A 21,837-nucleotide genomic window follows, 5' to 3' on the forward strand; every position below is an offset into this window, starting at 1 on the left:
CGTGCCGCGTCGGGGTGGGCGGGCACGTCGCCGTCGACGAGAAGATCGACCATCACGTCGGCGCGGAGTTCGTCGAGAGAGCGTTCTTCGCCGTCCTGGTCGGCGAGGGCGTGTGCGATCGCGGTCGCGCGGTGCTGGATCGCGTGGGCCTTCACGGCGGAGGTATAGAGCATCACCCAGCTCATCCCGTCCTCCCCCGGCTGCACCACCACCCGCCGCTCCCGCACCGCCTCCGCATGCCGCTCACTGAGCGTCGCGGCCCGCACCGTGTCGACCAGCTTCCGCAGCAACCGGCGGAACGCCCCCAGTGCGTGGGTCGTCGCGAGGTCGACGGCGAGCGGCACCACCTGGTCACGCAGCTCCGGCTCGACCCGATCGACGAGGTCGACGAAAACGTCCGCGTGCCGCTCCGTCGTCCGCGCATGCGACAGGGCGTCGAGCATCACCGGGTACCGGTTCACGAGACCGTCAGCGGTGCCCAGCATCCGTTCCGCGATGTGCTCCGTGACCTGCAAAACCGTCGCGAGCTCGAGCCGCAGGGACCGCATCACGATCTCCGTCGTCGTCCCCCGGAACACCGCCGCCTCCGCCATCGCCTCCCGACGGAGGCCCTCGACCCGCTCGAACCGTTGCGCCGCGAACACCGACATCAACGTCGACACATCCGCCACCGCATCCAACCCATCACGCCCCGCCGCGACCGGATCGACGTCGACGTCGAACCACTCGTGCTCTTCGAACCAGTCGCGCTCGTCGGGCCACTCCGAGCGATCGGCCTCCGGCTGCGGGGCATCGGCATCGCGCCATGCCTCACCGCCAGCCGGGGTCCCACCGTTCGAGAACATGCTTACATTCTAGAACAAAGGTACGACACCCGCCCGGGAAGCAGGCGCCTGTGGAAAACCCCGCAGCGGGCGACTCAGCCGAAGATCATCGGCCGATCGTCGTCGTCCTCCGCCGAGGTCAGATCGAGGTCGACGACCACGGGTACGTGATCGCTCGGCACCTCGCCCTTGCGCTCATTGCGGTGGATCTCGGCGCCGCGCACGGCGTCGGCGAACGTGTGGGAGCCGAGGATGAAGTCGATGCGCAGCCCCTCGTTGCGGGGGAAAGCCAGCTGCTTGTAGTCCCAGTACGTGAAGCCTGTCGGAACGAGCGGGCGAACGACATCGGTGAGGCCGGCCGACTCCAGGGCGGCGAAGGCCGCCCGCTCGGGCGGCGAGACGTGGGTGGTCTTTCCGACGACAACACCGGGCGCGCCGTTGTCGGCATCGGTCGGGGCGATGTTGAAGTCACCGGTGAGGGCGAGCGCCAGATCGGGCGTCTGCGCCAGCGTCGAGGCGGCGTACTCCTGCAGCGCGCTCAGCCAGTCGAGCTTGTAGATGTAGTGCGGGTCGTCGAGCGCCCGCCCGTTCGGCACGTAGAGGCTCCAGACCTTGACCCCGCCGATCGTCGCGCCGATCGCACGCGCTTCCTGCGGAGCATCCGGACCCTCGTGCCCCTTGGCGAAACCGGGCATCCCCGGGAACCCGATCTCGACGTCGGTGATCGGCTCACGGCTCGCGATCGCGACGCCGTTCCACTGGTTCAGGCCGTGGGCGACGACGTGGTAGCCGGCATCCTCGAACTGCGCGTAGGGGAACTGCTCGTTCTTGCACTTGATCTCCTGCATGGCCAGCACGTCGATGTGCTCGCGCACGGCGAACTCGACGGTGCGGGTCACGCGGGCGCGGATCGAGTTGACGTTCCAGGTGGCCAGGCGCATGCTTTCCAGCCTACGACCGCGGCCACGTCGGCCCCGCCGAGAGTGCCGCTTTCGGCCAGAGGTGCGCGAAGAAGGGGGCGCGGTCGGCGGTTTCGGGCACACTCGACGGATGCTGCGGGCTCTAGGCTCGGAGCATGACCGTCGCCTCCACGCCCGAGCTCGAAGCCGACCGCCAGGCTCTGATCGCCCTGATCGGGGAGGAGGCCGTCTTCCACGGCGACTTCACCCTCTCGAGCGGCAAGAAGGCGACGTACTACGTCGACATGCGCAAGCTCACGCTCGATCACCGCGCGGCTCCCGCGATCGGGCGCATCATGCTCGACCTCATGCGTCAGGGGCTCGGCGAGACCTGGAGCGACATCTCGGCGGTCGGCGGACTCACCCTGGGGGCCGACCCGATCGCCAACGCGGTGCTGCACGAGTCCGCCCGCGCCGGCGACCCGGTCGACGCGTTCGTCGTGCGCAAGGAGCCCAAAGACCACGGCCGAGGCCGTCAGATCGAGGGCGCGGAGGTCGCCGGTGCGCGCGTGATCGTCGTCGAAGACACCTCGACCACCGGGCAGTCGGCGCTGAAGGCGGTCGAGGCGCTCCGCAAAGAGGGCGCCGAGGTTCTGGCCGTCGCGGTGATCGTCGACCGCAAGACCGGCGCGCAGGCCGCGGTCGAGGCGGCCGGTCTGACGTGGCTCGCCGCGATCGACCTCGACGACCTCGGGCTCGCCCCGCAATAGGGGTCAGTCGTCGTCGCGGTCGCGGCGCGAGCGCACCCACTGCACGACGAACACCACCAGCGTCGTCGCGAGGATCACGAACGAGACGAGCAGGATCGCGGTGCGGTCGTCCATCAGGGCCTCTTTCCTTGCGCCGCGTCGGCGACGATCCGTGCGATGCGCGCGGCGCGGGTCTCGGGCCGCTTCGCCATGGCGATCTGGGTGAGCCCGAACTTCTTCGTCGAAGACGGAAACGCGTTCCACCGGGTGCGCGCTTCGGGGTTCGCGTCGAGCGCCGCGGTCAACTCCGGTGGCTCGATACCGGCTTCGGGTCCGTCAAGCATCTCCCACGCGCCGTTGCGCTTGGCCGTCTCGATGGCGCGCACTCCGGCGGGCTGCAGGAGGCCCTCGGCCTCGAGGCGAGCGATGCGCGCCTTGTTCGTGGCGGCCCACCCGCTCGAGGGGCGACGTGGCGCGAACCAGAGCCCCGACGTCTCTTCGTCGAAGACGCGCACCGGGCCGTCCACCCATCCGAAGCACAGCGCGTGCAGGATCGCGTCTTCGTAGGCCACATGGCGGTCAGCGAAACCCGACCGTCCTCGAACCAGCCAGGCCCCCCGCGAGCTCTCGTGATGGAGGGCGAGCCATGCGCGCCACGCGTCGCCGTCCGCGGCGACCACGCGCTCTCCGTCGTCGAGTGCCCCCATCAGAGTCCGTCCGGAAGCTCCGACTCGCTCAGTTCGATCTCGATCGGCTCCGACCGCACCAGGTCGGCGACCGAGCCGAGGATCTCGTCGGGTCGGAAGGGGTAGCGGTCGATCTCGGCCTGGTCGCTGATGCCGGTGAGCACGAGCACCGTGTGCAGTCCCGCCTCGATGCCGGCGACGACGTCGGTGTCCATGCGGTCGCCGATCATGCCCGTGTTCTCGGAGTGCGCACCGATGCGGTTCAGCGCCGAGCGGAACATCATCGGGTTCGGCTTGCCGACGACGTAGGGCTCCTTGCCGATGGCCTTCGTGATCAGCGCGGAGATCGCACCGGTCGCGGGCAGGACCCCCTCGGTCGACGGGCCGGTCGCGTCGGGGTTCGTCGCGATGAAGCGGGCGCCGGCGCCGATGAAGCGGATCGCCTTCGTGATCGCCTCGAACGAGTAGTTGCGCGTCTCGCCGACGACGACGTAGTCGGGGTCGGTCTCGGTCATGATGAAGCCGGCCTCGTGCAGCGCGGTGGTCAGGCCGACCTCGCCGATCACGAACGCCGTGCCGCCGGGTTTCTGCGACTTCAGGAAGTCGGCGGTCGCGAGGGCGGAGGTCCAGATGGATGCTTCGGGCACCTCGAGCCCCGACGCTCGCAGCCGGGCGCTCAGGTCGCGGGGCGTGTAGATCGAGTTGTTCGTGAGCACGAGGAAGGGGGTCCCCTCTTCGCGCCACTGCGCGAGAAGGTCGGCCGCCCCCGGAATGGGCACGTTCTCATGCACGAGCACGCCGTCCATATCGGTCAGCCAGCACTCGATGTCGCCCCGGGTCCGCATGGGCTCAGCCTAGACCCCGGGCTCAGCCACCGCAGGGTGGGTTCCCTACCAGTTCCATGCCGTCGGCGACATACCTCGATCGCGGCCGTCCACGCCGATATCGTCGACGGTGTGACGCGAGCGGAGTGGAACCCTCGACAGCTTCCCGACCTGACGGGACGCACGTTCGCGGTGACCGGCGCGACCCGGGGGCTCGGGTTCTTCGCCTGCGAGCAGCTCGCGCGCGCGGGGGCCCACGTCGTGCTCACCGGGCGCCACCCGAACCGGCTCGTCACCGCGCGCGCCGCGCTCGTGCGTCGGGTGCCCGACGCATCGGTCGAGACCCTCCTCCTCGACACCAGCAAACTCGGGTCGGTGCGGGCCGCCGCCGCGACACTGCGCGCCCGCGGGGCCCTCGACGGCCTGCTGCTTAACGCCGGTGTGGTGCACCCGCCGAAGACCCGCGAGACGGTCGACGGTAACGAGCTGATCCTCGCGACGAACGTGCTCGGACACTTCGCGCTCGCCGGGGAGCTGCTGCAGCCCCTGGCGGCGGCGCGGGGACGCATGGTCTGGGTGGGCAGCATGTCGACCTCGATGTGGAACTACGACCCCGTCGACCCGCAACTGACCACCGGGTACACGCCGTGGCGGGCGTACGTGCAGTCGAAGGTGGCGACGACCGCGCTCGCCTTCGAGTCCGACCGGCGGCTGCGCGCGACGGGCGTGCCGGTGAGGAGCCTCGTCGCCCACCCCGGTTATTCGCTGAGCGGCCGCACCGCCGGCATCCGCGACGTCAACGAGCCCACTCGCGCGAAGCGCTTCCTCGCCAACCTGCAGGCGCCGCTCACGCAGTCGAAGGAGGAGGGCGCGTGGCCGCTCGTGCGCGCGCTCGTCGACGCCGGCGCCGAGGGAGGGTCGTACTGGGGCCCGGCTCAGATCACGCGAGGAGCCCCGCGTCCCGCCACGGCGCCGGCCCTCACGCGCGACCCCGCCGTGGGCGAGCGTCTCTGGGCCGTGAGCGAAGAGGCGACCGGCGTGCGGTGGCCGTTCGCGAAAGCCGCGCGCGCGGCGCGGTGACCGTCAGTCGGCGTCGCCCGTTCGACTGAGCCACACCGCATCCGCCGCGCCGTCGGGCAGCGCGACCCGCGCAGCATCCACTCGCACCGAGGTCGCATCCTCGACCTCGAGCTCGACGTCGACGTCGATGCCCACGTCGACCAGCGCGCGCAGCAGTGCGGAGTCGCGGTCGCTGACCCGCAGTACGCGCCCCCGGTGACCGGGTTGCGCGTCGGCGAGCAGCACGAACGGCTCGCGGTGCACGGCGCCGTCCGCGTCGGGGATCGCGTCGCCGTGGGGATCGAAGCGGGGATGCCCGAGGCGTTCGTCGATCCGCTCCAGCAGCCGGTCGCTGAGCGAGTGCTCGAGCACGTCGGCCTCGTCGTGCACTTCGTCCCACGAGTAGCCGAAGTCGCGCACGAGCCAGGTCTCGATGAGGCGGTGGCGGCGGATGACGGCGGCCGCACGGCGCTCGCCGAGATCGGTGAGCGAGACCGGGCCGTAGGGGCGATGGGTGACGAGGTCGAGGGCGGCGAGCTTCTTGACCATCTCCGTGACGCTCGAGGGCGCGAGCCCCAGCACGGCCGCGAGTTGCGACGGGGTGATGCGACTGTCTTGCCACTCGGTGTGGTGGTAGATCGTCTTCAGATAGTCGTCGACGGCAGGGGAAGCCACGCGAACAGGCTAACCGCCCGTCAGCACCAGCCAGAGCAGCAGGCCGTTCAGGGCGATGAGGAACACGGATGCGGCGACCCCGGCCGCCGTCGTGATGAAGCGGTTGCGGAACCGCCCCAGCACCTCGCGTTTCGCGGTCAGGGCGACGAGCGGGATCAGCGCGAACGGGATGCCGAACGACAGCACGACCTGGCTCAGGACGAGGGCGAGGGTGGGGTCGACGCCGAGGCCGAGGATGACCAGGGCCGGGGCGAGCGTGACCAGACGCCGCGCGAGCAGCGGCACCCGGATGCGCAGCAGGCCGTGCATGATCTCGGCGCCCGCGTAGGCCCCGACGGAGGTCGACGCGAGGCCGCTCGCGAGCAGACCGACCGCGAAGAGGGTGGCCACGAGTGGCCCGATGCCGTCGCGGAGGGCGCCGTAGGCCCCCTCGAGCGTGTCGGTGCCCGGCACGCCGGCGAGATTCGCGGCCGCCAGCAGCAGGATCGCGAGGTTGACGGTTCCGGCGATGGCGAGGGCGATCGTGACGTCCCACCGCGTGGCGCGGAGCAGCCGGGCGGTCCCGATGCCCCGAGCCTTCTCGAGGCCGTCGCGCGCGGTCTTGCGCTCGCGCTCGGTCGGGGTGCCCGCCCGCCTCGCGTCGGCGGCGCCCGCCGGATCGAAACGATCACGGGCGAGCGCGGAGTGGGCGTAGATCGCGTGGGGCATGATCGTGGCGCCGAGGATGGATGCGGCGAGCAGCACCGACTGCGAGTCCTCGAACCGGGGCACGAGACCCCCGACGACACCGGCGGGGTCGGGCGGGGCGATGAAGACGCCGAACATGAAGCCGATGGCGATGATGGCCAGGAGTCCGACGATCACGACTTCGAAGGGGCGCGCACCTCGCCGCGACTGCACGACCAGCAACGCCATCGAGACCGCGCCGGTGATGACCCCGCCCCACAGGAGCGGCACGCCGAACAGCAGGTTCAGGGCGACCGCGCCGCCGATGACCTCGGCGATGTCGGTCGCCATCGCCACCAGTTCGGCCTGCAGCCAGTACGCGCGCCGCACCCACGGGCGACGGATCCTGTGGCCCAGCGCCTCGGGCAGGCTCTCGCCCGTGACGATGCCGAGTTTGGCCGAGAGGTACTGGATGAGCCAGGCCATGACGTTGCCGAGCACGACGACCCAGACGAGCAGGTAGCCGAAGACGGCGCCCGCGGTCATGTTGCTCGCGACGTTGCCCGGGTCGAGGTAGGCGACCCCCGCGACGAGGGCGGGGCCGATCAGCCACGCGGCGCGCGGGGGCCGGGTGGTGCGGGGAGCTCGCGCCAGTGCGACATCGCTTTTCGGCATACCGAAACCTTAGCCATATTTCGGTCCACCGAAAACACCGCGTGCGGCGCCGCATCCGCTCTTCGGCGACTCCACCGGCCGCTCGCCGCCGTCGTGCGAGAAGAATGCGCCAGATTCCGGCGACCGACGCTACGAATCGATGGGGTCGGTCGCAGGAATGCGCCACATTCCGGCAGAGGCGAGCGCGGGTAGCCTGAGGCGGTGGATGCTGACGGCCTGACCGAACCCGAGGCCGAGGTCGCGCACGGGGTGGGGCCGTGGCAGGGCGAGTGGCCCGACGATCCGCGGTACGACCCGGAGCTGCTCGCGAAGGGCGACCGGCGCAACGTCGTCGACGAGTTCCGCTACTGGACGATGGCGGCCATCGTCGCCCATCTCGACGAGCGGCGCCACCCGTTCCACGTCGCGATCGAGAACTGGCAGCACGACCTCAACATCGGGTCGATCGTGCGCAGTGCCAACGCGTTCCTCGCCGCGGAGGTGCACATCATCGGCAAGCGTCGGTGGAACCGCCGTGGCGCGATGGTGACCGACCGGTACCAGCACGTGCGCCACCACGAAGACGTCGCGACGTTCGTCGCCTGGGCCGAAGCCGCCTCGCTGCCGGTCATCGCGGTCGACAACGTCGACGGCTCGGTTCCGGTCGACCGCGCCGAGCTCCCCGAGGCCTGCGTGCTGCTGTTCGGTCAAGAGGGGCCCGGGCTCTCTCCCGAGGCGGTCGCCGCCGCATCCGGCGTCGTCGAGATCACCCAGTACGGGTCGACGCGGTCTCTCAACGCCTCGGCCGCCGCGGCGGTCGTGATGTACGAGTGGAGCCGCCGCTGGGCGCAGTAGGTCAGGCCCGGGCCGCGCCGACCGTCATCCAGGCGGTACCGCGCACCCGCCAGCCCAGGGTCGCGAGCCGCGCGAGCATGTAGACCCCGAAGAACGTCACCGCAAGCCAGGCGAGGCCGCTCGCGTCGGTCGGGCCCAGCACGGCGACCAGCACCAGCGCGGGCGCGAAGGCGACGAGGTTCAGCCCCCCGACGACGGCGAGGTAGCGCGCGTCACCGGCGCCGATCAGCACGCCGTCGAGCACGAACACCACGGCGGCGACCGGCTGCGCGACGGCGAGGATGAGCAGCGCCGGCTGGATGAGCGCGGCGATCGCCGGGTCGCCGGTGAAGACGAGCCCGATCACACCGGAGAGAGCTGCGATCGCCCCGCCCACGACGACTCCGAACCACAGGCCCCACGCCGTCGTGCGCCGGAGCACCCGCTGCACGCCCCGGGGGTCTTCGGCGCCGAGTCCTTTCCCGACCAGGGCCTGCGCGGCGATGGCGAGGGCGTCGAGGGCGAACGCGGCGGTGGAGAAGATGGTGAAGACGACCTGCCATCCCGCCAGCTCCGGTGCGCCGAGCCCGGTGGCGACGACGACGGTGGCGAGGAGGGCCGCGCGCAGGCTGACGGTGCGCAGCAGCATCCATCCCCCCGACACCGCGGAGCCGCGCACGCCCTCGCTCTGCGGGCGCACGGATGCGGCGTGCCTGCGCGCGAGGCGACCGACCACGACGACGTACGCCCCGACCATCGACCACTGGGCGATGACGGTTCCGACGGCCGAACCGGCGATCCCCCACCCGAAGCCGTAGATGAACAGGCCGTTCAGGAGGGCGTTCGCGGCGAAGCCGACGCCGGCGATCCACAGGGGCGTGACGGTGTTCTGCATGCCGCGGAGGAGTCCGGTCGCGGCGAAGACGATGAGCATCGCGGGCAGCCCCCACATCGAGACGCCGAGGTAGATCTCGGCCTGCATCGCCACGCTCTCGGGCGCGCGGAAGAGTCCGACGAGGAACGGGGTGGCGAGCGAGCCTGCCAGGGCCAACAGCGCTCCGATGCACAGCGCAAGCCACATGCCGTCGATGCCGACCGACACCGCGCGGGTCGGATCACCGGCGCCGAAGCGCCGGGCGACCGCGGGGGTCGTCGAGTAGGCGAGGAAGACCATCAGCCCGACGATCGTCTGCAGCACCGCGCCGGCGATGCCGAGACCGGCGAGCGGGTCGACTCCGAGGTGGCCGATCAGCGCCGAGTCGACGATGAGGAAGAGCGGCTCGGCGACGAGGGCCCCGAGCGCCGGCACGGCGAGGCGCAGGATGTCGCGGTTGAGCGTGTCGGCTGTCACGGCTTCGAGCGTAGAGTCCTCGCCGTTCCCAGCCGACTCCGCAGCGGCGCGCCTATCCTTGTCGCATGACCGATTCCCCCCGCTCCGGTCTCGCGCTCGACGAGCTGAGCGACGAGATCCGCCCCCAGGACGACCTCTTCCGCTACGTCAACGGGCAGTGGCTCGACCGCACCGAGATCCCCGACGACAAGGCTCGGTGGGGCGCCTTCCACGTGCTGGCCGAGCAGGCCGAGAGCCACGTGCGCACGATCATCGAGGAGTCGCAGGATGCTGAGCCCGGCACTGAGACCCGCAAGATCGGCGACCTCTTCGCCAGCTTCACCGACACCGCGCGCATCGCCGATCTCGGGGCGGCCCCCATCGCCGATCAGCTCGCGCTCGTCGACGACGTCCACGACGTCGCGTCGTTCCTGCGCACCGTGGGCGGGCTCGAGCGCGACGGCGTCAACGGCCTGATCGAGCTCTACGTCGAGCCCGATCCGGGCAATCCGCAGCGCTACGTGCCCTTCGTCATCCAGGGCGGGCTCTCGCTCCCCGACGAGAGCTACTACCGCCTCGACAACTTCGCCGACGTGCGCACGGCCTACCGCGCCCACATCGAGCGCATCCTGGGCCTCGCGGGTGTCGCCGAGCCCGCAGCATCCGCCGACCGCGTCTTCGCCCTCGAGGCCGACATCGCCGCGCACCACTGGGACAAGGTGCGCAGCCGCGACGCGGTCGCCACCTACAACCTGCGCACCTGGGACGAGACCGTCGCGCTCGCCGGCGTCGACCTCGGACCCTGGCTCGACGCGATCGCGCCCGGGCACGCCGACGCCTTCTCCGAGGTCGTGCTCTACCAGCCCAGCTTCGTCGAAGCGCTGCAGACGGTGCTCACCGCCGAGCGGATCGACGACTGGAAGGCGTGGCTGCGCTTCAAGATCGTGCACGCCGCCGCCGCGTTCCTCAGCGACGAGTTCGTCGCCGAGAACTTCGCGTTCTACGGCACGCAGCTCACCGGCGTGCCCGTGAACCGCGAGCGGTGGAAGCGCGGGGTCAGCCTCGTGGAGGCGGCCCTGGGCGAGGCCGTGGGCCGTGTCTACGTCGAGCGGCACTTCCCGCCGTCGGCGAAGGAGGCCATGGACGAGCTGGTCGCGAACCTCATCGAGGCCTACCGGCAGTCGATCTCCGACCTCGAGTGGATGAGCCCCGAGACGCGCGAGCGCGCGCTCGCCAAGCTCGACGCCTTCACGCCGAAGATCGGCTACCCGGTGAAGTGGCGCGACTACTCCGGCCTCGAGGTCGACGCGACAGACCTGGTCGGCAACGTGCGCCGGGCGCACGTGTTCGAGCACGACCGCCAGCTCGGGAAGGTCGGGCAGCCGATCGACCGCGACGAATGGCTGATGACGCCGCAGACGGTGAATGCCTACTACAACCCTCTGATGAACGAGATCGTCTTCCCCGCGGCGATCCTGCAGTACCCGTTCTTCGACGCCGACCGCGACGCGGCGGCGAACTACGGCGGCATCGGCGCCGTGATCGGTCACGAGCTGGGGCACGGCTTCGACGACCAGGGCAGCCGCTTCGACGGCGACGGGTCGCTCCGCGACTGGTGGACCGACGCCGACCGCACCGCTTTCGAGCAGCGCACGCGCGCCCTCATCGACCAGTACGACGAGCTCGTGCCGCGCGGACTGTCGGACGAGCACAAGGTCAACGGCGAGCTCACGATCGGCGAGAACATCGGCGACCTGGGGGGCCTCGGCATCGCCATCCGCGCCTACCGCCTGTCGCTGCCGTCGTCGGGCGCTGCCGTCTCCGACGACGCCCCCGCGGAGGCCCCGGTCGTCGACGGTCTCACCGGCATCCAGCGCCTGCTGATCAGCTGGGCGCAGGTCTGGCAGCAGAAGGGGCGCGACGCCGAGACGATCCGCCTCCTCACGATCGATCCGCACTCGCCGAACGAGTTCCGCTGCAACCAGATCGTGCGCAACATCGACGCGTTCTACGACGCGTTCGACGTCACCGAGGCCGACGACCTGTGGCTCGACCCCGACCGTCGGGTCACCATCTGGTAACCCGCGTCTGGTGAGATCCGGATGCTGCATCGACCGTCGAGCGATTGACCGGACCGGAGAGGGGGGCCGCCGTGGGCACGTCTGCCGACTCTCCGCGTGATGCCGCCCCGCTGCGGGCGTCGGATCGTACGGAGATGCGGGGTTCGCCGCGTCGCGCACGCTCCGCGGCGAGGTCGTTCACGTCGACGTTGCGCGCGCTCGACGCCGTGGCGGCGTCGGGTGCCCGCGTGTCGGTGCGTGTGGACGACCTCGATCGCGGCACCCCGGTGCTCGCCGGCGACGACTTCGACACGCACCCGGTCGGAGGTCTCGGCGTGGTCCCGCTCCTGATCGAGGTGGCGGCGGCCTTCGAGGAGGGACGCCTCGATCCGCTCGAGATCGTCGATCGGGCGGGCCTTGAGCAGGTGGGCGTCGCGGGCATCTGGCAGCACCTGAAGATCCCCGCCCTGCCGCTGATCGACGCGGCCGTGCTGGCGGCCGCCGCGGGCGACGCGCTCGCGACCAACGCGCTCCTCGAGCGGGTCGGTCTGCCCGCGGTGCGCGCCCGGATCGAGTCGTTGGGTCTGGACCGGTCGGCGCTGCTCGACCGGTTCCGCGACGCGCGCGGGCCCGACGACGCACCCCAGGTGGCGCTCGCCTCGGCGCGCGAGCTGGCGCAGCTGTTCTCGGCGCTCGTGAACTCCCAGGCCGTGAGCCCCGGGGTCAGCGCGCAGGTCTCGGAGTGGTTGAGTCTCAACCACGATCTGAGCCTCGTGGCGTCGGCCACGGGGCTGGACCCGTTCGCCCACGAGCACGATGAGCACGAGCTGCTGTTCGTGAACAAGACCGGCCGCAGCGCCGGCGTGCGTGCCGAGGCCGGAGTGCTCGCCGGGCCCCGGGCGGGTGTCGCGTACGCACTCATCGTCTGCTTCGACGACCTGTCGATCACGCACCGGCTGCGCGCTCACGACGCGTTCCGCACTCTGGGCGTCGAACTCATGGAGTACGTGTACTGACCGGCCCGCTCATCGCCGCGAGCCGCGGTGTGCGGCGTCGATGACGTCGCGCGTCGGCCGGTGCGACGCGAACGCGTGCCGCTCAGTAGCATCGCTGCATGACCGTCAACCCTCCGTTCCGCGCCGACATCGTCGGTAGTTTCCTCCGTCCTGCGGCTCTCGCCGAGGCTCGTGCCCGGTACGCGGCGGGCGACCTCTCGGACGACGCGCTGCGCGCGGCGGAGGATGCCGCGGTCGTCGACCTCGTCGCCCGCCAGGCCGAGAACGGTCTCCAGGTCGCCTCCGACGGCGAGTTCCGCCGGTCGTGGTGGCACTTCGACTTCTTCGGTCTGCTCGACGGCGTGGAGATCGTAGAGCTCGACCACGGCATCCAGTTCCAGGGCGTGCAGACCCGTCCGCGCGGCATCGAGATCTCCGGACCCATCGGTTTCCCCGCCGACCACCCGTTCCTCGCGCACTACCGCGCGCTGCAGGACGACGTCGCCGGAACGGGCCTGACCCCGAAGTTCACGATCCCCGCCCCCACCGTGCTCGACTTCCGGCTCGAGCCGGGCCACATCGACGCCACCTATGACGGACGCGACGCGATCACCGACGACCTGGTGAGCGCCTACCGCGACGCGCTCGCCGCCTTCTACGACGCCGGTGCGCGCTACCTGCAGTTCGACGACACCGCCTGGGCGTATCTCTGCTCCGACGTCGAGCTGGCGAAGGCGCGTGACCGCGGGATCGACACCGACGGTATCGCCGAGCGCTATGCGACCCTGCTCAACCGCATCCTCGACGGCAAGCCCGACGACCTCGTCGTCACCACCCACGTCTGTCGCGGCAACTTCCGCTCCACCTGGATCTCGTCGGGCGGCTACGAGCCCGTCGCCGAACAGCTCCTCGGCAACACCGCGTACGACGGATACTTCCTCGAGTACGACTCCGAGCGCGCCGGCGGGTTCGAGCCGCTGCGCTTCCTGCCCGCCGGCGACAAGGTCGTCGAGCTCGGGCTCATCACCACCAAGACGGGAGAGCTCGAAGACGCCGGCGCCATCCGCCGGCGCATCGACGAAGCATCCGCCTTCGCCCCTCTGGAGCAGCTCGCGCTGAGCCCCCAGTGCGGCTTCGCCTCGACCGAGGAGGGCAACACGCTCACCGAGGATCAGCAGTGGGCGAAGATCCGCTCGGTGGTCGAGATCGCCGACTCCGTCTGGGGCTGAGCGCCCCTCTTGCGCTGAAAGCCCAAGACACCCGGAGCGCGTGAGCTGCGCGTCCGGGTGTCTTGGACTGTGAAGGGGCCGGCGAAGCGGATGCTGCGCGGGTGAAGCCCGAGCGTCAGACGATCGGGGTGCCGTGGGTGTGGAACGACTCGATGGTCTTCATGCCCCACGCCTGGCCCTTCTTGCGCTCCTCCTGGCTCCACTCCACGACCGGCTGGTCGGGGTCGAGCAGCAGACGCGCACCCGCGTTGGCGAACTCGATGCGGTTGCCGCCCGGCTCCCACACGTAGAGGAAGAACGTCTGGTTGATGGCGTGCTTGTGGGGGCCCGATTCGATGTGGATGCCGTTCTCGAGGAAGATGTCGGCGGCCTTGAGGATGTCCTCGCGGGTGTCGGGGGCGAACGCGATGTGGTGCAGGCGGTTGCCGTGCTTGGTCCAGTCGTCGGAGTAGACGACGTCATAGGACTTCAGCGAGAAGTGGAACCACCACGCGGCGAACTTGCCGTCGTCGTTGCGGATGCGCTCGCTCTCGCGCATCGCGAGCGCGTCGGCCAGGAACTCGCCGTTGGCCTCGACGTCTTTCGCGAGGTAGTTGATGTGGTCGAGGCGCCGGGCGTTGACGCCTCGGCCGGGGAAGGCCGAGGCCTGATTCTTCAGCGCGGGCTTGTCATCGGTGGCGACGTAGCGCTCGGTCTCGTAGTAGATGCCCATCGAGTGGCCGTCGGGGTCGCGGAACATGAACGTGCGACCCGTTCCCACCTCGCCGTCTACCCAGCCTTCGCCCAGGCCCGTGGCCTCGATCGCGGCGACCCGGCGCTCGAGGGCCTCGGGCGACGACGCGCGGAAGGTCGTGCGCCCGACGCCCGCAGCATCCGAGGGGGTGAGCTTGATCGTGTACAGCTCGTATTCGTCCCAGGTGCGCAGGAACGTCGAGCCGCCCTCCTCGGCGACGACGCGCATGGCGAGGAGGTCGCGGAAGAACCACAGGCTCTTGTCGAACTCGGGGGTGAGCAGTTCGACGCTGCCGATGTGGGCGACGTCGAATGCGGTGGAGTCGGTCATGGTGCGGGTCCTCTCTGACGGGCGAACAGGGTTCAGCGACGCGGTCGGGCGAAGACCGTGCCGTCGAAGATCTTGCGGGCGGTGCGCACCGACGCCGACGACGCGCGCCAGGTCTCGCCGGTGCGGGTGACGGTCACGGCGGCGGGGAACGTGCCGGTGGGATGCTCGACGGCGGTGGTGGCGTCGTCGGCGATACGGGCGAGGTCGCTGCCGACCGCGCCCGGGATGCGGATTCCCGCCGCGACGGAGGCCGCCATCAACACCCCGATCGACGTGTGCACGCGCGACGGGATGAACGCGCGCGTCGAGATGGCGCCATCGCCGCGCGGGGCCGAGAGCAGGAACATCTTCGGGACGGTCTGCTGCGAGACGTCGCCGAGCCCCATGAGGGGGCCGGCGGCCAGGCGTATGCGCTCGATCTCGTCGCGCAGATCCGCGCGCTCCTCGAGGTCGGCCGGCGACTCGTCGCCGTCGACGCCGAACTCGTCGGCCCGCAGCAGCACCACGGGCATGCCGTTGTCGATCAGCGTCACGCGGTGCCCGGCGATCTCGTCCGAGACCGAACCCGTCGGAAGCAGCGGTTTGTCGCCGCCGGTGAGGTCGATGTCGATGCCGGCCGCGGTGCCCGGCACTCCGTCGATCGCGACGTCGCCGTCATAGGAGACACGGCCGTCGGGGGTCGCGAACGCGACCGTGGCGACATCCCCGGTGTTGAGGAGACGGATGCGCAGGGTCGTGCGATCGTCGATCGCGCGGGTCAGGCCCCGTTCCACGGCGAAAGGTCCGACGGCGGCGAGCAGATTGCCGCAGGTCTGCGCGGTGCCGACGACGGGTTCATCGACGGACACCTGGAAGAAGAGGTAGTCGAGATCGATCCCCGGGGCGTCCGAGAGCGAGACGACGGCGACCTTCGACGTGAGCGGGTGCGCGCCGCCGAGCCCGTCGATCTGGGTCGGGTCGGGGCTGCCCATGATCCGCAGCAGCAGGTCGTCGCGGTCCGCGGGATCGGAGGGCAGATCGTCGGCGAGGAAGAACGCGCCCTTCGACGTACCGCCGCGCAGCACCATGCAGCGGATGCCGTCGTGCACGGGATCAGCGACCACCGTCGTGGTCCTCCTGTGTCACGTACCGGACGCCGAGGTCATCGAGCACGGGTCGCAGACCGTTGAGGTCCATCGAGATCTCGCCCGAGAGATAGCGGGCGCGGTTGGCGGTCTCCTTCGCGGCGCGTGCGCGGGATGCGCTGAGCGCCTCCTCGGCGCGTCGCCGCGGCACGATCGTGACGCCGTCGTCGTCGGCGACCACGATGTCGCCCGGGCGCACCTCGACGTCGTCGAGGATGACGGGCACGTTCACCGAACCTGCGGTGTCTTTCACGGTGCCCTGCGCGCTGACGTGCCGGGTCCAGACCGGGAAGCCCATCTCGCGCAGTTCCTGGGTGTCGCGCACGCCGCCCGTGGTGACGTAGCCGCGCACACCGCGCGCCTTCATCTGCGTGGCCATCAGGTCGCCGATGAATCCGAACGCCGAGTCGCTGATGGGCACCACGACGATCACATCTCCCTCTCGGGCCTGCTCGATCGCCGCGTGCACCATGAGGTTGTCACCCGGCGCCACGCTGACCGTGATAGCCGTCCCCGCGATGCGGGCGCCCTGCTGGATCGGCCGCAGCCGGGGGCCGGCGTAGCCGATCCGCCCCATGGCCTCGTGCACGGTGGCGGAGCCGAACTCCGCGAGCGCGGCGGCCACCGCAGCATCCGCCCTCTGGATGTCGGTGACGACGACGCCGGTCATTCGGATGCTCCGCTCATTCGAGGTGTCCGGTGACCTGCGGGAAGTAGCGCATGTAGGCCTCTCCCATCGTGTCGTGCGCGAGCCCGAGGTTGGGTCCGGCGTTGCGCTTGACCTGCACCCCCCGGCGGATCGCGAGGTCGGTGTAGTACGACCACATGTGCTTCTGGGCGGGGAGGCACTCCATCGCCGCGCGCTTGAGCGGGAACGCGTCGGTGATGTCGAGCAGCACGTTCGGCTTGAAGTCGCTCTGCTCCGGCTGATGCGGCTCGAAGAAGAACACCGGGGGCGCGCCGATGATGTCGTCCTTCGTGGGGAAGGAGCCGTCGGAGTTCGCCACGCCGATCGCCTGCGCCAGCACCCGCGCTTCGAGCGCCATGCGGGCGGCGGCCGGGTGGTCGCCGTTGTAGGGATCGGTGAGCGGGTGGGTGAGTACGACCGTGGGCTGCACGCGGCGGTACACGTCGACGAGCGCCGCCACGGCCTCGGGGGATTCGCGCAGCGGGTAGTCGCCGAGGTCGAGGAAGACGACGTCGGCACCGAGAGCGGATGCTGCGGCCTCGGCCTCACCGCGACGGGTGGCCTTGATCTCGTCGAGGTCTTTGCCCGCGAGCCACTGGCTCGCCGATTCGCCGCGCTCGCCGTAGCTGAGGCAGACGACCGTGGCGCGCTCGCCGCGCATCGTCGCGGCGGCGATGGCTCCACCGGCGCGCCAGACGAAGTCTCCGGCGTGTGCGCTCACCACGAGAAGGGCGGGTGCGGTCTCTGCCATGGGTCGACTCCTGTCCGTCGTGGGTCGGTCCGTCCACCGATCGGTGGGCACGGTGCTGCCGCGGACGGGGCGACGCTGGCCGACTCGGACTCAGCGAACCACACCGCCGGATGAATGGTCAAGATTTTGTTTACAATCTGGGCAACCTGAACCACTATGGACAGAGGCAAATCGTCGCCGTACGGTGGCGGCTGACACACAGGACTGAACGTGCTGCTCAACGAAGAGAAAGTCGAGGGAGCCCCCATGGCGCGCAATCTGCAGGAGTTGCTGGACGAGAAGGGCGGCATCGTCCAGATGCTCCGCGACTCGCAGCTCGGTACGTACATCTACCCGGTGGTACCCGCCGAGTTCACGAACTGGCGTCGTGAGCAGAAGGCCTGGCGGGAGACCGCCGTGCTCTACGACCAGACCCACCACATGGTCAACTTCTTCGTCTCGGGTCCCGACGCGTTGAAGCTGCTGAGCGACACGGGCATCAACTCGTTCGCGAACTTCCCCGTGAACACGGCGAAGCAGTTCGTGCCGACCGCCTCCAACGGCGGCGTCATCGGCGACGGCATCCTCTTCCACGAGGCCGAGGGCGAATACGTCTACGTCGGCCGCGCGCCGGGCGCGAACTGGCTGCAGTTCCACGCCGAGACCGGCGGCTACGACGTGCAGTTCCGCTACGACGACCGCTCGCCCTCGCGCCCCTACGGCCAGGCCGTCACCCGCGAGTACTACCGCTTCCAGATCCAGGGCCCCAACGCCTGGTCGATCATCGAGAAGCTCAACGGCGGCACGCTCGAGAAGGTCAAGTTCTTCCACATGGGCGAGATGACCATCGCCGGCGAGAAGGTGCGCACGCTGCGTCACGGCATGGCCGGTGCGCCGGGCCTGGAGATCTGGGGCCCCTACGAGCAGCACGGCAAGATCCGCGAGGCCGTGCTCGATGCCGGACGCGAGTTCGGGCTCGAGCCCTGCGGCTCGCGCGCCTACTCGTCGAACACGCTCGAGTCGGGCTGGATCCCCTCGCCGCTGCCGGCCATCTACACTGGCGAGGCCGAGCGCGCCTACCGCGAATGGCTGCCCGCCAACAGCTACGAGGCGATCAACGCGCTCGCCGGCTCGTTCGTCTCCGACAACATCGAGGACTACTACCTGAACCCGTGGGAGCTCGGTTACGGCTCGTTCGTGAAGTTCGACCACGACTTCATCGGGCGTGAGGCACTGGAGAAGCTCGACCCGGCCAACCAGCGCAAGAAGGTCACGCTCGCGTGGAACGACGAGGACCTCGCCAAGATCCTCACGAGCGTCATCGACCGCGAGGGCGTCGGCTACCAGTTCTTCGACCTGCCGAACGCGAACTACGGCTCGTCGAACTACGACGCGGTCATCGACGCCGACGGCAACACCGTCGGACTGTCGCTGTTCACCGGTGTCACCGCGAACGAGAAGCGCGGTCTGTCGCTGGCGACCGTCGACCACGACGTGCCGATCGGTGCAGAGGTGCGCGTCGTCTGGGGCGAGCCCGACGGGGGCTCCGGCAAGACCACGGTCGAGCCGCACGAGCAGATCTCGGTGCGCGCCATCGTCAGCCCGGTGCCGTACGCCGAGACGGCGCGCCAGGAGTACCAGGGCGGCTGGCGCACCAGCGGCGGCCAGTAGCATCCGATTCCCGCCCCCTGTCCTGTCGTCGCGGGGCAGGGGGCGGTCTCGTTTCCCGGCGGCGGCTTCCGGCGCGGTGCTCGCCGCGACGGCGCCAGTCAGGGGGCGGTCTCGTCTCCCGACAACGGCCTCCCGCGCGGTGCTCGCCGCGACGGCGCCAGTTTCCTGCGAGTGACGCGAGGAACCTGTGCAGTCAGTCGCTGGAATGCGCCACATTCCTGACGGCGGAGGGGTGGGGGCGGCGGGGCGCGGAGGCTCAGGGGGCGTCGCCGTGGATGACCTGGAAGCGGCCCGATGAGCCGCGGATCGCGTGGGCGACCGTCGCGAAGAGCCAGTCGAGGGCTGCGGTGTGCTGGGTGGTCGACCGCCGGTAGAGGCTGACGTCGATCGCCGGCATGTCGAACGGCAGGGCGCGAACGACGAGCGGCCACGTCTGCGCCCATCCCTCGGCGATCGTGTCGGGCATCGTGGCGACGAGGTCGGCGCTCGCGGCGATCAGCGGCGGCAGCGCGGCGAAGTGGTTCGAGGCGATCCGCGGCTCGATGGCGATCCCCGCGCGGTGCAGCGCCTGGTCGATCGCCGAGGCCCCCGAGTCGCTCGCGACGACGACGTGGTTCGCGTTCGCGTAGGCCTCGAGGTCGAGCTTCCCGGTGGCGAGCGGATGCTTCGTCGACATCACGACCCCGTACCCCTGCGTCTTGAGCACCACCTTCTCGAACCGCCCCGGCACGGGAGAGGGCGTCACGGCGAGGTCGACGGTGCCCCGCCCGAGCCACTCGGGCAGCTCCCGCACGTTCATGGGGACCACCTCGATCCGCATCGTCGGGGCCTTGGCCCGCACCGCCCGCACGATAGCGGGCAGCCAGCCGATCTCGCCGAGCTCGGACAGGGCGATGCGGAAGGTGCGATCGGATGCTGCGGGATCGAACCCGTGCACGCCGTCGAGCGTGCGGTCGATCGCGGCGATCGCGTCGCGGAAGCCCGGTGCCACGCTCTCGGCCAGCGGCGTGGGAACCATCAGACGCCCCTCGCGGACGAACAGCGGGTCATCGAGCTCGCGGCGGAGTCGGGCGAGCGCCTGGCTCACCGCCGGTTGCGTGACGTAGAGGCGGGCGGCCGCGGCGGTGAGGCTTCGTGTCTCGCTGACGGCGAGGAACACGCGCACCAGGTTCAGATCCATCCGGCGTTCCCGGTGCGGTTAACGGCTGCTTGCGGTCCCATAAGCACTCATTATGCGCTCGCCCGCCCATCATGCGTTGTGCTGCCTAGCATTGCTCTCGCGACACCCGCCGAACGAAGGAGTTCTCCATGATCGAATCCGCCGCCGAGGCCATCGCCCGGGCCGGAAGCCCCGTCGAGCTGCTGCGCAACGCCCAGTCTCGACCGACGATCTTCCCCGTGACCCCCGAGTTCAGCAACTGGCGCTCCGAACAACTGGCGTGGCGCACGAGCGTCGCCCTGCTCGACCAGTCGCACCACATGACCGACCTGTTCATCTCGGGCCCCGACGCGCTGCGCCTGCTGAGCGAGACCGGCGTCAACAGCTTCGCGAACTTCCCCGTCGACGCCGCGAAGCAGTTCATCGCGGTCAACCACGAGGGCTACCTCATCGGCGACGCCATCCTGTTCCACCTCGAGGAGGAGGTCTACGACCTCGTCGGATGGCACATGGTGCTCGACTGGGTGCAGTTCATCGGCGAGACCGGCGACTACGACGTCACGTTCGAGCGCGACGCGAACTCGCTGATGCGTGCACCGGGCACCGACCCGAAGCTGTACCGCTACGAGCTGCAGGGGCCGCACGCCCTCGCTCTGATGGAGAAGCTCACCGGGGCACCGGTTCCGCCGACGAAGTTCTTCGGCATGGCGACCTTCGAGATCGCGGGGATCACGGTGCGTTCCCTGCGCCACGGCATGGCCGGGCAGCCCGGGTTCGAACTGTTCGGACCCTGGGCCGACGGCGCGACCGTGCGAGAGGCCATCGTCGCCGCGGGGGAGGAGTTCGACCTCGTTCTCGTCGGATCGCGCGCGTATTCGTCGGCGAACCTCGAGTCGGCGTGGGTGCCGTCGCCGCTTCCGGCGGTCTTCACCGGCGAGCGCAGCGCCGAGTACCTGGAATGGCTGCCCGCCGCCCGCACCGGGTCGCTGGCGGGCAGTGTCGTCTCGGACAACATCGAGGACTACTACCTGACGCCCTACGAGCTCGGCTACGGCCGCAGCGTCGCGTTCGACCACGACTTCATCGGTCGCGCCGCGCTCGAGCGCTTCGCCGCCGCCGACAAGCGGGTGAAGGTCACGCTCGTCTGGGACCCCGAGGACGTCGCGGCCGCGCAGCGTTCGCTCTACGAGGAGGGCGTGCCGGCGAAGTACCTGGAGTTCCCGAAGGCCCGCTACGGGGTCTACCAGGTCGACCGCGTGAGCATCGACGGCACCGACGTCGGCATCTCGCACGACTGCGGCTACATCACCAACGAGCAGGCGTTCGTCTCGCTCGCGAGCGTCGACGCGGCGTCGGCCGAGCCCGGTACGAGGGTCGTCGTGACGTGGGGCGAGGAGCCGAACTCCCGCAAGCCCGCCGTCGAGCCGCACCGGCAGGTCGAGATCCGCGCCACCGTGGCTCCCGCGCCGTTCTCGCGCTTCGCGCGCGAGAACTACCGCAAGAGCTGACGCGCAGCATCCGGATGCCTTCCCCGGCGCCGCGACGAGGTCTATCGTCGCGGTGACGGGAGGCATCGTGGACGAGACCGCGGGGGACGCGGCCGTGATCCAGACCGTGCAGCGCGTGCTGCACGCGCGCGTGATCATGCCGGCCCTCGCCGGTCGGGCCATCACGCCGCCGCGCCCCCTCGCGTGGCTGCTGCGGCGCGTGCCGGGGGTCGCCGTGGTTCCCGCACTCCTGCTCGGGGTCGGGCCGCGACCCGAGCGGGTTCCGGCGTTCGCGCGGCGCCCCTGACGCGTCGAGGTGTCGGTTCGCCCGGAGCACGGTTCATACGGGAGGGGATGTGCACACCGGAGGCGACTTCCGCGACGGGAAACCTCCGGAGTGCACATCTCCTCCGCAGCGAACCGGCTGCGGT

Annotated in this window: 21 protein-coding genes; 9 read left to right on the forward strand and 12 right to left on the reverse strand. The window is 70.3% G+C overall.

The annotated features are described in order from the left end of the window. Together DEU34_RS00005 and DEU34_RS00010 are read right to left on the reverse strand one after the other, a co-directional pair. The coding region (locus DEU34_RS00005) for a DUF222 domain-containing protein (protein WP_121147610.1) at positions 1-845 on the reverse strand (845 nt) is incomplete at its 3' end. Between the two features lie 74 nt (positions 846-919). Beyond that, positions 920-1,765 carry an exodeoxyribonuclease III gene (locus DEU34_RS00010; RefSeq protein ID WP_121147612.1) on the reverse strand — a complete coding sequence of 282 codons (846 nt, stop codon included), beginning with the start codon at positions 1,763-1,765 and terminating at the stop codon, positions 920-922. A 134-nt stretch (positions 1,766-1,899) separates the two neighbouring features. Here DEU34_RS00010 and pyrE point away from each other — a divergent pair, with 134 nt between their 5' ends. Further along, positions 1,900-2,493 carry an orotate phosphoribosyltransferase gene (gene pyrE, locus DEU34_RS00015; protein WP_116648203.1) on the forward strand — a complete coding sequence of 198 codons (594 nt, stop codon included), beginning with the start codon at positions 1,900-1,902 and terminating at the stop codon, positions 2,491-2,493. Between the two features lie 113 nt (positions 2,494-2,606). Here the strand turns inward: pyrE and DEU34_RS00020 are convergent, their stop codons facing one another. Beyond that, on the reverse strand, positions 2,607-3,179 hold the full coding sequence (locus DEU34_RS00020; protein ID WP_121147615.1) for a YdeI family protein: 573 nt from the start codon (positions 3,177-3,179) through the stop codon (positions 2,607-2,609). Further along, positions 3,179-4,003: an HAD-IIA family hydrolase gene (locus DEU34_RS00025; protein WP_121147618.1), complete on the reverse strand. Its 825-nt coding sequence runs from the start codon at positions 4,001-4,003 to the stop codon at positions 3,179-3,181. Before DEU34_RS00025 ends, DEU34_RS00020 begins: the two co-directional genes overlap by 1 nt. Positions 4,004-4,114: 111 nt before the next feature. Between DEU34_RS00025 and DEU34_RS00030 the strand changes: the two genes are divergently transcribed. Next, positions 4,115-5,062: an SDR family NAD(P)-dependent oxidoreductase gene (locus tag DEU34_RS00030; RefSeq protein WP_259459971.1), complete on the forward strand. Its 948-nt coding sequence runs from the start codon at positions 4,115-4,117 to the stop codon at positions 5,060-5,062. 3 nt (positions 5,063-5,065) lie between these two features. Here DEU34_RS00030 and DEU34_RS00035 read toward each other — a convergent pair whose 3' ends face one another. Both DEU34_RS00035 and DEU34_RS00040 read right to left on the reverse strand, forming a co-directional pair. Beyond that, entirely contained in the window at positions 5,066-5,716 is a 651-nt protein-coding gene (locus DEU34_RS00035) for a metal-dependent transcriptional regulator (RefSeq protein WP_121147620.1), read from the reverse strand. 9 nt (positions 5,717-5,725) lie between these two features. Next, positions 5,726-7,057 (reverse strand): Nramp family divalent metal transporter, encoded by a 1,332-nt coding sequence (locus DEU34_RS00040; RefSeq protein ID WP_183042285.1) that lies wholly within the window; start codon positions 7,055-7,057, stop codon positions 5,726-5,728. A gap of 201 nt (positions 7,058-7,258) precedes the next feature. Here DEU34_RS00040 and DEU34_RS00045 point away from each other — a divergent pair, with 201 nt between their 5' ends. Continuing rightward, positions 7,259-7,891 (forward strand): RNA methyltransferase, encoded by a 633-nt coding sequence (locus DEU34_RS00045; RefSeq protein ID WP_259459972.1) that lies wholly within the window; start codon positions 7,259-7,261, stop codon positions 7,889-7,891. Between the two features lies 1 nt (position 7,892). Here the strand turns inward: DEU34_RS00045 and DEU34_RS00050 are convergent, their stop codons facing one another. After that, a complete protein-coding gene (locus tag DEU34_RS00050) occupies positions 7,893-9,221 on the reverse strand; it encodes an MATE family efflux transporter (protein ID WP_121147623.1) in 1,329 nt (442 codons plus the stop codon). 65 nt (positions 9,222-9,286) lie between these two features. Between DEU34_RS00050 and DEU34_RS00055 the strand changes: the two genes are divergently transcribed. The 3 genes from DEU34_RS00055 to DEU34_RS00065 all read left to right on the forward strand — a co-directional run bounded on the left by DEU34_RS00055 (position 9,287) and on the right by DEU34_RS00065 (position 13,484). Beyond that, entirely contained in the window at positions 9,287-11,281 is a 1,995-nt protein-coding gene (locus DEU34_RS00055; RefSeq protein ID WP_121147626.1) for a M13 family metallopeptidase, read from the forward strand. 134 nt (positions 11,282-11,415) lie between these two features. Then, entirely contained in the window at positions 11,416-12,276 is an 861-nt protein-coding gene (locus DEU34_RS00060) for a serine hydrolase (RefSeq protein WP_121147628.1), read from the forward strand. Positions 12,277-12,374: 98 nt separating this feature from the next. Further along, positions 12,375-13,484 (forward strand): 5-methyltetrahydropteroyltriglutamate--homocysteine S-methyltransferase, encoded by a 1,110-nt coding sequence (locus tag DEU34_RS00065; RefSeq protein WP_121147631.1) that lies wholly within the window; start codon positions 12,375-12,377, stop codon positions 13,482-13,484. Between the two features lie 115 nt (positions 13,485-13,599). On the opposite strand, the gene DEU34_RS00070 is transcribed toward DEU34_RS00065, so the two are convergent. The 4 genes from DEU34_RS00070 to DEU34_RS00085 are packed head-to-tail and all read right to left on the reverse strand — an operon-like array spanning position 13,600 to position 17,110. Beyond that, on the reverse strand, positions 13,600-14,547 hold the full coding sequence (locus DEU34_RS00070) for a VOC family protein (protein ID WP_121147633.1): 948 nt from the start codon (positions 14,545-14,547) through the stop codon (positions 13,600-13,602). Between the two features lie 32 nt (positions 14,548-14,579). Then, complete coding sequence (locus DEU34_RS00075) at positions 14,580-15,650, reverse strand: 4-oxalomesaconate tautomerase (RefSeq protein WP_259459973.1); 1,071 nt, start codon at positions 15,648-15,650, stop codon at positions 14,580-14,582. Beyond that, positions 15,640-16,341, reverse strand: a complete 702-nt coding sequence (locus DEU34_RS00080) for a 4-carboxy-4-hydroxy-2-oxoadipate aldolase/oxaloacetate decarboxylase (protein ID WP_121147635.1) — start codon at positions 16,339-16,341, stop codon at positions 15,640-15,642. Before DEU34_RS00080 ends, DEU34_RS00075 begins: the two co-directional genes overlap by 11 nt. Positions 16,342-16,354: 13 nt before the next feature. Further along, positions 16,355-17,110 (reverse strand): PIG-L deacetylase family protein, encoded by a 756-nt coding sequence (locus tag DEU34_RS00085; RefSeq protein WP_121147637.1) that lies wholly within the window; start codon positions 17,108-17,110, stop codon positions 16,355-16,357. 246 nt (positions 17,111-17,356) lie between these two features. On the opposite strand from DEU34_RS00085, the gene DEU34_RS00090 reads away from it, so the two are divergent. Then, positions 17,357-18,760 carry an aminomethyltransferase family protein gene (locus tag DEU34_RS00090; RefSeq protein WP_121149635.1) on the forward strand — a complete coding sequence of 468 codons (1,404 nt, stop codon included), beginning with the start codon at positions 17,357-17,359 and terminating at the stop codon, positions 18,758-18,760. Positions 18,761-19,016: 256 nt separating this feature from the next. On the opposite strand, the gene DEU34_RS00095 is transcribed toward DEU34_RS00090, so the two are convergent. Beyond that, positions 19,017-19,940 (reverse strand): LysR family transcriptional regulator, encoded by a 924-nt coding sequence (locus DEU34_RS00095; protein WP_121147640.1) that lies wholly within the window; start codon positions 19,938-19,940, stop codon positions 19,017-19,019. A gap of 128 nt (positions 19,941-20,068) precedes the next feature. On the opposite strand from DEU34_RS00095, the gene DEU34_RS00100 reads away from it, so the two are divergent. After that, positions 20,069-21,427, forward strand: coding sequence for an aminomethyltransferase family protein (locus tag DEU34_RS00100; RefSeq protein WP_121147642.1), 1,359 nt, complete (start codon positions 20,069-20,071; stop codon positions 21,425-21,427). A 52-nt stretch (positions 21,428-21,479) separates the two neighbouring features. After that, positions 21,480-21,713, forward strand: a complete 234-nt coding sequence (locus DEU34_RS00105; RefSeq protein ID WP_121147645.1) for a hypothetical protein — start codon at positions 21,480-21,482, stop codon at positions 21,711-21,713. Positions 21,714-21,837: the final 124 nt, after the last annotated feature.

The organism is Microbacterium sp. AG1240 (genome assembly GCF_003635115.1).
In the GTDB taxonomy this organism is placed as follows: Bacteria; Actinomycetota; Actinomycetes; order Actinomycetales; family Microbacteriaceae; genus Microbacterium.